Raw genomic sequence first — 10,961 nt, forward strand, 5'->3', positions numbered from 1 at the left:
GGCAGGATACGCGGCCCGCGTGGACGCGGCCGCGTGAGCACAGCATGAGCCCTGGGAAGATCGTATGGCGAAACGAGCGCCTGTTGGCCGTCGACAAGGCGGCGAACGTGTTGACGGTGCCCGGGCGACAGGGCGAGCGGGACGGCCGGCCGTGCCTCGGGCGTTGGCTGGAGGCTGAGTTGGGTGTGCGGCTTTGGCCCGTGCATCGGCTCGATTTCGAGGTGGCGGGTTTGGTGGTCTTCGCCTGCGATGCCGGGGCGCACCGGGCGGCGTCCCTGGCGTTCGAGCAACGGCTGGTCCGCAAGACGTACGAAGGGCTCACCGCGCTGCCGCCGGCGCCCCCGGACCCCGGTTCGGCGTGGACCTGGGAGAGTCAGCTGGTCCGTGGCAAGCGCCGCTCGTTCGCTGCGCCCTACGGTCAGTGGGCGCGTACGCGGGCCGTGTTCGTACGCCGGCTCGAGAGCGCCGTGGGCCTTCCCGGGCTCGAGGGTGTGGCTCCGCCGCTCGGTATCTGGAAGCTGTTTCCCGAGACCGGCCGGCCTCATCAGCTGCGGGTGCATCTGGCCGCTGCGGGGTTTCCGCTGCTGGGTGACCCGCTTTACGGGGGGCCTCCTGCGCCCTCGCGCGAGGGGATTGCGCTTCGATCCGTGTCGCTCGTTTTCCCTGGCGCGCTCAGCGACGAGCTGGGCGTGCCTTCAGAGCTGCAGGTGCCGGGCCTTTTCGGGTAACCCAAGACCCTGGCCGTTGGGGCGGCGCCTTACCGCCGTCACACCGTCAAAGAGTCCACGTGGACCCGCACGGACTCGCCGAGGCCTTCCAGGTGGTCGGAGGTGGGGTCCCGCGTCGTCTGCCGCAACACCCGGTCCGGGGCCGAGGCCCGCAAGGCAACGGGGTAAGAGGGGCGCCAGGGGCCGTCTCCCTGGTAGAGCGTTGCGGCCATCCGTGTGGCCATGTGAGCCACCGTGGCGTGGGCGGAGTCGGTCACACGAAAGGCGCCTTCGTGTCTTCGGATGGCGCCCGCCAGGGGTGAGGTCAGCGCCCACGTGTCGATGGCCGTGGCTGCCGCCAGCGGCGCCACCCGGCGCGCCACGTCCAGGACCACCTCGCGCACGCCGGGTGCCGCGGGCGCCCAGCCCAGGTCGTGACAGCGCGTGGCCGTCGCGCACAGGGCGATGGGGGTTCCCACTTCGTGCAGCAAGCCGCAGGCGAAGCCCTCGGCCTCCGCGACCCCGCAGCTTCGGCTCAGCTCCTTGGCCAGGACGGCCGACGCGAGCGCCTGACGCCAAAAGGCACGCTGTTCGTTCTCGAAGCCGGGAACGGCGAACAGGTGGGTTTGCATGGAGGCGGCCAAAGCGATTTCGGCCAAGGCCTCTGCACCGAGCCGGGTGGCGGCTTGGCCCACGGAGACCACGGGCCAGCGCGGCTGATACGAAGGCGCATTCGCGATGCGCAAGACCGCACTGGCCAGGGCATCGTCGCTGGCCACCGCGCCCACGAGCCAATCGAGCGAGGGCGTTTCGTGTCGCGTGAGCAGGCCGGCGGCCGCCCAATTGAGGGGAGGCACGGTGATCTCGCCGGACGCAAACGCGGCCTGCGTACTTCTCAGCAGGGTTTCCGTGAACGCGGCCAAGGTGTCGATGCCTTGCCGAGGCGTGAGCGAGGGGTGCATTGTAGGCTCCCCCGGGACATCGGCGGCTACAGGGCGTCCATGAAGCGCCATGGACCGACAAGTTTTTGACTGGGCCGCGCACCGGCTCTTCGAACGCACGACGGGCCCCGCTGAGGCGAGGCCCGTTGGCTAGCAGTCGATGAAGGGGCGGCCGCTCAGCTGCCGGCGAGTTCGGTGTCGATGATCTCTTTGAAGCGCTCGAAGGGCTGAGCGCCGGACAAGGGGCGGCCGTTGATGAAGAACGCGGGTGTCCCTGTGACCCCTGCGGCTTCGCCGGCCTTCTTGGAGGCGTCCACGGTGCTGGCGGTGCGTCCGCTCTCCAGGCACTCGGCGAACTTCTTGTCTTCGAGACCAACCTTCTTGGCGTGGTCCTTCAGCTGCGACACCTCGAGGGCTTGCTGATTGGCGAAGAGCGTCTCGTGCATCTCCCAGTACTTGCCCTGTTCGCCAGCACAGAGGGCCGCTTCCGAAGCCTTTTGGGCCTTGGCGTGGAACGGCAACGGGAAGTCGCGGTACACCAAGCGCACCTTGCCCTTGTAGGCCTCCATCACCTTCTTCACCGCTTCTTCGGCGCGCCCACAGAAGGGGCACTCGAAGTCGGAGAACTCGACGATCGTGATGGGCGCTCCGGCTTCACCCTTGGAGAAGCCCTCGGCGGCCACCTCGACGCGCGGCAGGAGGAGCGGCGGCAAGTTGGTCTCCACCTTTGCATCCTTCTTCAGGCCGTCCATGAAGGCGGTCTGGAGGTCTTGAGACTTGCGCTGGGTCAAAAACTTCGTGATGTCTTCACGAACCTGCTCGATCGGCGGCAGAGGGCGGCCGCTGGCCTTCGTGCGGTCGTAGAGCTCCTGAATTTCTGGGTCCGTGGGCTTGGGCGCCTTGGACGTGACTTCGCGCTCGATGAGCTGCTCGGCCGTGAGGCCTTCAGCCTTGGCCTTCTTGTCGACCAGGCGCTTTTGCACGAGGCCGTCGAGGGTCTGCGAGCGGATGCCATGCACACGCTCGGCGTGCTCGGCCTGGGCGCGCGACAGCTCGCCTTTGGCCTCGGCGTCGAGCTCGGCCAGGGTGAGGGTTTGGCCATCGATGGTGGCCACCACGCGTGCGGGATCGAGGCCGTCGGCGGATGCGGAGGCCGCAGGCTTGGCGGCGGGGGCGGGCGCCGCCGCCTGCTGTTTCTGACAACCAAAGCCCAGGCTCACGGAGGCGAGCGACAGGACGAATGCGGGAACGAGACGTTTGTTCATGTTTCGATTCAAACCTTCAAGAGTTTCGGACGGCCCAAGTTTGGAAGATTCCGTCGCACGAGGCGACAGACTTTCCGAAGCGCGCGCCAAAATCCACGAAAAAGAAGCAAAAAGAAAGGCCCGCCTTGGGGACGGGCCTTTTGTGAACGTGAGACAAATTACCAGCGATTTCTGTCTCGCCGTCCTCCCCGCTCACGCTCTCCTCGCTCCCCCCGGCGCCCCCCGCGGTCTCCGCGGTCGAAATCGCCGCCCCCCCCACCCCCGCCGCCGCGGTCGTAGCCACCGCGGCCATAACCACCCCCGCCGCCGCCCCCGCCGCCGCCGCCCCCGCCGCTGCGGGGGCCGTCGAAGCGGTTTTGGCGCGGCCGCTCGATGGCTTCGCTCACCCGCAGGGGGCGTCCGTGAAGGGATTGGCCGTTCATTTGTTCGATCGCGCGCTGGGCAGTGTCTTCGGCGCCCATCTCGACGAACGCAAAACCGCGTGACCGTCCCGTCAAGCGGTCCATGACGATGGTGACGGCGGCGATGTCTCCACAGGAGGCAAACGCATCGCGAACTTCAACCTCCGTTGCGTCGAACGACAGATTGCCAACGTACAGCTTCTTTCCCATGTCCTTCGATATCCCCTTGCGTTGTGGCGCCCTGGCTGTCCCGAGGGCGTTCGTCGTCCTCGGATCCGCACAGACCCGGGCCCTGACGTTGGGAGTCCGAGAGCGGGGAGCGCTGACGCGGTCAGAGGACGCTTCGAAGATAATTTTTTCCCTGGGAACTGTCCACTTCACACCAAGGCTTTGCCCTGGCGAAGCCGGCACGCTCAGGTCCGCGGGGGGCGGCGCGCTTCGGCGAACCAGCGGCGGACCTGGTGCATGCGCTCGGTTTGCGCGGCGGGCGCCCGGCGCTTGCATGTGGACATCTCGGCCGAGCCGGGCTCGGCGCCCCAGCGCAGCTCGACGCAGTCGTTGGGGTTATAGGCCATCTCGAAGGCACGGCGACGGGCGAGGATCTGGGCCACGCTCAGCGCGACCGGGCTTCCTGCGCTGTTGAGATAGGTGATCGTGCGCGCGGCGGTACGGGTGCGCTGCCGCTCTTCGAGCGCCTTGCGGGCCTCGCCCGGCGTCTGCGCGCCGAGCGCAAAGAGCTCGGGGTGGGTGGTGAGCCGTTCGGGAAGCTGGGCCAGCACGTTCATGGCGATGAGCAGGCGCATGTCCCTCGAAGGGGTGGCGTAATCTTCCCAGGGGCCCACGGTCTCGAAGATCTGCGCGCCTTCGGGCATCTCGATCACCGCCCCCTGCGTGTGCCGCAGGTGATCCTCTCCGTTTTGGACCGAGCGCACCCGCGCTTCGATCTGCTCGATGAGGGCGTCGAGCGTCTCGTCGAAGACCGTGGCCGCGTCCGAGCCTTGCGGCGTGATGAGCTGGAACATGCGCGCGTAAAAGGCCTCGGGGCTCATGCCCGCCTGCGCGCGATCGAAGCGGAGGGGGCCCTCTGCAATCTCGGCGTTGCGCGCCTGCACCCACGCTGCGGGTGCTTCGTTGGGGGTGGCACGCCGCAAGGGGCGGAACGCCTTCCAGCCCGCGCCCGCGCTGGGAACGTCGCTGGCGAAGATGAAGTTGCCCTCCCAAAAACGCTTGCGGCTCACCGAGGCGTCGGGCTGTCCGTCCACGGCGAAGAGCCTGCCGGGACGTGCCGGCCGATCGAGCCAGCGGGCGAGCACGAGCACATGCCCGTACGGGTCGGCGAAGATGGTGCCGGGCGCAAGCGCCTCGCGTGTGAGGGGGACGGGATAAAAATCCGTGGCGTCGTCGTCGAGGGCCGTGCGCAAGGCTCCGGAGTGGACCTTGTTCACCATGAAGCGCACAAAGCCTTTGAAGGCGCCGAGCGGGGACGTGGCGCGGGTGGGCTCCTCGTTGTGGTGTAGGGCTGGGCAGCGAGGGGGGCGATCGGCCGTGCCGCGGTCGCAGGCCCGAAAGGCGAAGGGAAGGCCGAGCTTCCACGAAAAGTAGGCACGCAGAAAATACGGCAGGTCGGCGCAATCGGGAGCGGCTTCGAGCGCGCCCCGACCGGGGCCGTCCTCGCCCAGCCCCAGGTGGTTGAAGAGCCCGTTGCGCTGAGGGTCCTTCAGCGCTTCGCCGAGGGGCCGGAAGGTGAGGTCGACGTCGGGAGGTGCCATGAACAGCCTCTCGAGCCACGCCTGGTAGTACGCCTCGTGCGCGGGGGTCCACGCGTGCCGGGTGGGCCAGTGGGTCTTCGGCGCCGCGGGAACCGCGGACTTGCGGGCGCCGCTCACCGTCGTGCACGCCAGGGTGCGCTCCCCGTCCTGCAGCTCGATGCGGTGCCGGCCCGACGGGAGCGTGGCAAGCCGTGCGCTGCGCCAGCGTGCGCCGGTATCGGAGGCCGCCTCCACGGGCAAGGGGCGGCCGTCGAGCCGCAGCTCGGCCCCTGCCGGCAGGGGGCTCGCGGCCGTGGCCATGACGTGAACCGCCTGGCCCGTGGTAGGGGCCTCGGGAGAGAGCCACAGGGTGAGTCCGTCCGCAGCCGGGGGGCAGTCATCGCCCGTGCGCCCGTGCGCCGCCGGGCCGCGGGCCAGAGCCGCCATGGTGACGACCAGGCAGACGACCGTGCGCAAAGACCAAGTCATCACGCCAGCATAGTCGCGATTCTCGGGAGTGTGCGAAGCGCAAAAAAAGCCGCTCCTCGCGCGTTCCGTTCGCTGACGGCGAACCAGCCTGGCAACGAACGCGCTGCCTGGCGCGCTGACCGGGTGGACGACGCATCCGTTGCAAAGTGGCCATGCTTCGGCGGCGGGAGACCGAAAAGGCGCGGCGCTATCAACTCGTGATGACACCGATGCTCCATCGAAACATGTTGGCGCCGTGAGTGGGCTCGTAACCGCCGCCCGCCACTTGCCCCCGCTCGCGCCCCCCTCGTCAGGAGGAACTGGCGGGGCGAAACTCAGGTCCTCCCGCTGCGGTGGCTCCTTCCTGTGGTCCCTGAGGCGCAGCTATGCCCGCCGCCCGAATCACCCCTTCGCCTGGGCCATCTCCTCCAAGTTATCTGCTCGAACGTGCTGCCTCTTTCCCCGCTCCTTCTCGCCTACTTTGCACCCCGAGCGCCAAAAAGGGGACCATTGATTTGTCTGTCGGACTGCATCCGGCTGTGACTGACTTGGGCTAATCCCCGGGCTTGCATGGCTCGCCTGCAAACTCTTCGGAAGAGCTTTCCTGTAACATTTTGCGACACCTTATCTGTCTCGGGGTGAAGTATCGTGTCAGAAACCATAGGCTCACCGCGATTACTTCGAGTTTCGCATCAATCTAATTTCCCCGGCCAAGTGACTGACGCTCGCTCGCTCCCGCATTGCGGTTTGTTGCCCGACCTGGTGGGACCGGTTGAGCTCCGCACGAACGCAAGGTTTGTCCCTCTACAAAGTCGAAGGGCCCTCGTGGCGGATGACGACCCGACGTTCCGGACGCTGCTCGCGCATCTGTTGTCGCAAAGTGGCTTTCTGGTTTGTACCGTGGCCACTGCACCCGCCCTTGAAGCTGCGCTGCAAACTTCATCGTGGGACGCAGTGGTAGCGGAGCCGAACCTTCCTCTAGGCAACTGGTTCGCCACGATCGAGCTGCTTGGGGAGCAGACCAACATTTCAAAGACCGTGGTCGTAAGCAAGTATCGTTCGCGGGCGCTTGAGCGCGTGGCCAACGAGCGTGGCCTGCCTGTTCTCACAAAATCAACGAGGCTTGATGGCGTCTTGCGAGCCATACATGCGCCCGACATGCCCGCTGCCAACGAAGCGCTTGCATCGCCGCGGATGCAGAGTTTGGCGCGCAATGAGTGGGAATACCTGAACGAAGCGATATATCAGTGTCGGGGCAACCTCAGCGAAGCTGCACGTCTCTTACAGATCCCACGCCAAACGCTTTATCGAAAGCTGCGGAAATACCCACCAGAGATCTGAGACAAGCCAACAAATGACAATCACAGGAGAGCAACTTGAAGACGACGCTGATCGCCGCCATTTCCTTGAGCGTGGGCCTGTGCACGGGATTCTTTGTCTTTGGAAATGCCCGCTCCGATCCGCCCGTGTTGGCTGGACCCGCCTGTGGGGGGGCGGTGATCGCTTCAATACCTGAACCGGCCCCAATGCCGCGCATGCTGCCGATGTTCACAAGGCCTAGTCTCCAGACGGAGGAGCCAATCGCCGACGCTCGCGAAGACAACACGCTGGAGGCCCACGGCGAACACGCGCGACATCTCTTTGGTCTTCTGACCGAGCGGCTCAGGTCCAGTCCAATGGGCGACCACCCCAACCCAGAGGTAGTTGGTCGGTCCCAGGCGGAATTCATCCAGGGAATGGCCCATGCGCTCAAGTCTGCATCTCCCGAAACGTTGCCACACCTCGCGAGGGAGCTGGAAAACAAGCTCTGCGAGCAAGGGGCGACCGACGCGGAAATCATGATGTACTCGTACCTGCAAATGGACTTGCCTGAAACAGCAAGTTCGCGTGGCTTCGAGTGCGTTCTGGCAAAGCGAGGGGGGCGCGAAGACGTGGTCACCTGGACGCTGCTCGACGCCTGGCAAAGCAGCGGGTTAGACCCCACGCCCTCAATGCTCGCTCTGGGTTCGCATGCTAAGGACGCGCGGACGACTGAACGGCTGGTGGTGTCACCTCCGCAGGGCCTCCCCGGCATGGAGCAGGTAGAGCAGTAAAGGCCAGGCCACAAGGCGCCCAAGGGCCGAACGCCCTAACAATTTAGCCGCACACTTCAGGGACGTGCGGACCTTCTCGCTAATTTCCGATGTTCTTGCCGCTCGCACCGACGTCCAGGGCTTTAGTCCTAAAGACCCTATGCCGTCTCAGGATTGCTGTCGACCCAGGCTGACCTTGTCACAAATGGTGACATCACGGCGATGGTCCTCGTCAGGCAGAGTAGCCCCCGAACCGACGGGCGTTCCGGCTAGCCGGTTCCATAACACGTGCAACGGAGCCAACATGTACAAACTCACTGTTCTAAAGTCTGGGATACTCTTCGCGACGGTCGCGTTCGGCGCTGCCAAGGCAAACGCAGCGTGCTCAGTTTCAGCGGGCCTGAGAACCTGCCGCCCACCTTCAGCCTGGACGTCACCTGTGAACGCTCTGATCGGATTGCAAGCCGACAACCGAATGTTGGTAGTCTTCCACAACAAGAGCAGCAACGTATGTGAAGTCAACGATATCGGCTCCGGTACCGCCGGTCTAGCGCAGGACCTGAAAGTAGAGGGAACCAATTTCTCTCCTGCCAAGAGCGCTCCATCGCATTTTCACGACGGGATTGCCATGGGAGGTGGTGTCATCTCGTGCACGGTCGACGGGGTATGGAAGAACATCACGGCCAATGGGCTTCTTCCGACCAATGGACGTACCATAAGCCTGTTCGGCCTAGGTGGAGACGACATAATTGTTGTCCAACCAGCATACAGTAAGGTTTCTGTTTACGGCGGAGCAGGCAACGATCGCCTCACCACGTTCGCGACAGATACTTACTTGAACGGCGGAGACGGCAACGACAGCCTGATCGCCCTATCGGCAGCCGTAGGGACCGAGCAGCTCATTGGAGGTAACGGCAATGATTGCTTCGACGACCGCAGTAACTCGTTTAAGCGAATCGAGTGCAGCAGCGGATACGATACAGTCAGCTCCATCATGGCCCTAGCGGGGGGCTGCGAAGGCAGGCTGGCGTCAGGGGCTCAATGCACGCCTTGATACGGAAGAATCCAGCCTGAAAGACCAGAGCCAGTCTGATTCGGAGAGCCCGATGGGCGACGACGGGAAGGGCATGTAAGTCTAACCGGAGTGCCGTGGGCTATACCGACAGGTGCCGCCGGCGGGGGCCATTCCAAGGCCCCCGGGCTGACGCGCCTTCGCACAGCAGTGCGTCCCTGCCTTCCCTTCCGCAACGAGCAAGTAGAACGGTCCCCAAGGGAAACCTCCAAGCGGTATTGGGCGCAATCGGGGTTGGCAAACGTCCAGCGAGGTAATCATCGGCGCCGCCTGGCCGTGCGCCAGCCGTGCCTCCTCTGCTAGCTTTGGCGCCCGCATGATTCGCTACGTGGCCTGGGATTGGAACGGCACCTTACTCGACGACGTGGACGGGTGCGTGCACGTGCTCAACCGCATGCTGGGCCATCGCGGCCTGGGGTCGATGACCCGCGAGGCCTACCGGGAGCGCTTCGGGTTTCCGGTGCGCCCCTTTTACGAGACGCTGGGCTTCGACTGTTCACCCGGCGCCTACGCTGCTCTTTCCGAAGAGTTCATCGCGGCCTACCGGGGGCTGCGTGCCGAGGTCAGCCTGCACGAGGGCGCCCTCGATGTGCTGGGGCGCCTCGGGCGTTGCGTGCAGGGGCAGCTCGTGGTCTCGGCCATGGAGCACAACCTGCTCGGACTCATGTTGGCGGACTACGGCGTGCTTCCCCACTTGCAAGATCACCGAGGCACACAGAACCTGCAGGCAGGCTCGAAGGTGGAGATCGGCGTGGCCGCGTTGTCGGCGCTGTCGGCCGCCGCCGCCGAGATCGTGTTCGTGGGCGATACGGAGCACGATCACGAGGTCGCGGAGGCGGTGGGCTGCCAGTGCGTTTTGCTCTCGCAGGGGCATCAGAACGAACGCCGCCTCCGCCGCACGGGGCGGCCGGTGCTGTCCACGTTGACGAGCGTCGTCTCCTGGGTGGAGGCTCAGTCGGCCGCGCGCTGGTAGACCGCCTCCCAGGAGGCCTTGCCCACGCCCGGGATGACGAAGAGACGCACCTCGGAGCGGTGCTTGTCCTGCTCACGGGCGGTGAGCAAGACGCGGCCCGAAACCTCGACGGCCCCCGCACCGTCGCCCACGCGCAGGCGGGCCACCCCTCCGTCTGGAAGCGGCTCGGGGCAGGACAGCGAGAGGCCGTCGGGCGTGAGGAAGTGCAGCTGGCACGGTGTATCCCCGTTCGATCTCACCCAGGCGATGTTCCACTCGGCATGGCGGCGTTCGGGCCCCAGCAAGGAATCGGGCTTGCCGACCTGGCTCGGTACGGCAGGCCCCGTATCGGGAATCATGTCCGAAAGCCTCGTGAGGTACGCGGGAATGAGCGGCAGGGCCTCCATGAGCCCGAACGCCTCGCGCGAGGACACACCCGGAATGGCTTCGAGGTCGTGGGGCAAGAGGTAGGGGCAGTCCTCCATGAGCTTGACGATCCCATCGCAGGCCACCGTCACGTCGATGAAGTCGCGGTTGTCCTGGGCCTTTTCGGGGGCGTGGTGGTGCCCGATACAGGTCAAGATGACCTCGGAGAGCTTCCAGCGGCTGCCCATGAGCAGTCCCAGGTCGATGTGAATGTCCTCGATGAGCTGGCTCCAGTCTTCGGCGGGGAGCTGTCCCTGGAGGTTTTGGGTGCGAACCACCTCTTCGAGCGCGGCGATGCCGATCACCTTGCCGAAGTCGTGGAGCAAGGCGCATACGAACGCGGTTTCGGTGTTCATGCGGCGCCGGTGGGCGAGGTGCCCGGCGCAGATCGCACTGGCGAGCGCTTGGCGCCAGGCCACCCGGCGCAGCTCGGCGAGGGGGCCGTGGCCGGCGGCGATCTTTCCCAGGCTAGCCGCCAGGGCCACGCGACAGACCTCCTCGGCGCCAAGATGCGATACCGCCCGGTCGAGCGTGGTGATCGCCTCGGAGCGCCGAAACAGGGCCGAGTTGGCCGCTCGCAAGATCGCGGCTGCCAACACCTGGTCCTCCTTCACCAGGCGAGCGAGATCGTTGATCCCGAACGTTCCCCCTTGGACCATGGCGCGCAGGCGCATGGCGTTCGCCGGGTAAGGCGGAATGCTGACGGCGTTGCGGGAGATGAGGTCGACGATGAAGGGGCGAATCTTTTCGGCTGACAGCATGGTTCACCTGGGAAGCGTGCGGGCGACGAATCCTTGTACGTGGTCGACCCGCCCCCAAGGGCGGGAGCAGGCCGTTTGCCCGGGTGGGGGTCGACCGGCGAATCGTCTCGTCTCTGTCACCATCGGACCCGGACATCGGCAGAACAGC

Annotated in this window: 10 protein-coding genes; 5 read left to right on the forward strand and 5 right to left on the reverse strand. The window is 65.7% G+C overall.

The window, feature by feature from the left end; all coding sequences use genetic code 11:
* The first annotated feature begins 44 nt into the window (after positions 1-44).
* Entirely contained in the window at positions 45-728 is a 684-nt protein-coding gene (locus KA712_06700) for an RNA pseudouridine synthase (protein ID MCG5052631.1), read from the forward strand.
* 38 nt (positions 729-766) lie between these two features.
* Here the strand turns inward: KA712_06700 and KA712_06705 are convergent, their stop codons facing one another.
* The 4 genes from KA712_06705 to KA712_06720 all read right to left on the reverse strand — a co-directional run bounded on the left by KA712_06705 (position 767) and on the right by KA712_06720 (position 5,551).
* Entirely contained in the window at positions 767-1,669 is a 903-nt protein-coding gene (locus tag KA712_06705) for an HDOD domain-containing protein (protein ID MCG5052632.1), read from the reverse strand.
* Between the two features lie 155 nt (positions 1,670-1,824).
* Positions 1,825-2,913 (reverse strand): thioredoxin domain-containing protein, encoded by a 1,089-nt coding sequence (locus KA712_06710; protein MCG5052633.1) that lies wholly within the window; start codon positions 2,911-2,913, stop codon positions 1,825-1,827.
* Between the two features lie 158 nt (positions 2,914-3,071).
* Positions 3,072-3,524, reverse strand: a complete 453-nt coding sequence (locus tag KA712_06715) for an RNA-binding protein (protein ID MCG5052634.1) — start codon at positions 3,522-3,524, stop codon at positions 3,072-3,074.
* Between the two features lie 203 nt (positions 3,525-3,727).
* A complete protein-coding gene (locus KA712_06720) occupies positions 3,728-5,551 on the reverse strand; it encodes a hypothetical protein (protein MCG5052635.1) in 1,824 nt (607 codons plus the stop codon).
* 804 nt (positions 5,552-6,355) lie between these two features.
* Here KA712_06720 and KA712_06725 point away from each other — a divergent pair.
* From KA712_06725 to KA712_06740, 4 genes are all read left to right on the forward strand, one after another.
* Positions 6,356-6,871 (forward strand): hypothetical protein, encoded by a 516-nt coding sequence (locus tag KA712_06725; protein MCG5052636.1) that lies wholly within the window; start codon positions 6,356-6,358, stop codon positions 6,869-6,871.
* Positions 6,872-6,906: 35 nt separating this feature from the next.
* Positions 6,907-7,623, forward strand: coding sequence for a hypothetical protein (locus KA712_06730; protein MCG5052637.1), 717 nt, complete (start codon positions 6,907-6,909; stop codon positions 7,621-7,623).
* Positions 7,624-8,041: 418 nt separating this feature from the next.
* Positions 8,042-8,656, forward strand: coding sequence for a hypothetical protein (locus KA712_06735; protein MCG5052638.1), 615 nt, complete (start codon positions 8,042-8,044; stop codon positions 8,654-8,656).
* A 334-nt stretch (positions 8,657-8,990) separates the two neighbouring features.
* Positions 8,991-9,647: an HAD hydrolase-like protein gene (locus KA712_06740; protein MCG5052639.1), complete on the forward strand. Its 657-nt coding sequence runs from the start codon at positions 8,991-8,993 to the stop codon at positions 9,645-9,647.
* Here KA712_06740 and KA712_06745 read toward each other — a convergent pair.
* Positions 9,626-10,813: an HDOD domain-containing protein gene (locus KA712_06745; protein ID MCG5052640.1), complete on the reverse strand. Its 1,188-nt coding sequence runs from the start codon at positions 10,811-10,813 to the stop codon at positions 9,626-9,628. The genes KA712_06740 and KA712_06745 overlap by 22 nt on opposite strands.
* Between the last annotated feature and the right edge of the window lie 148 nt (positions 10,814-10,961).

Source organism: Myxococcales bacterium, assembly GCA_022184915.1.
GTDB lineage: Bacteria > Myxococcota_A > Polyangia > Fen-1088 > Fen-1088 > JAGTJU01.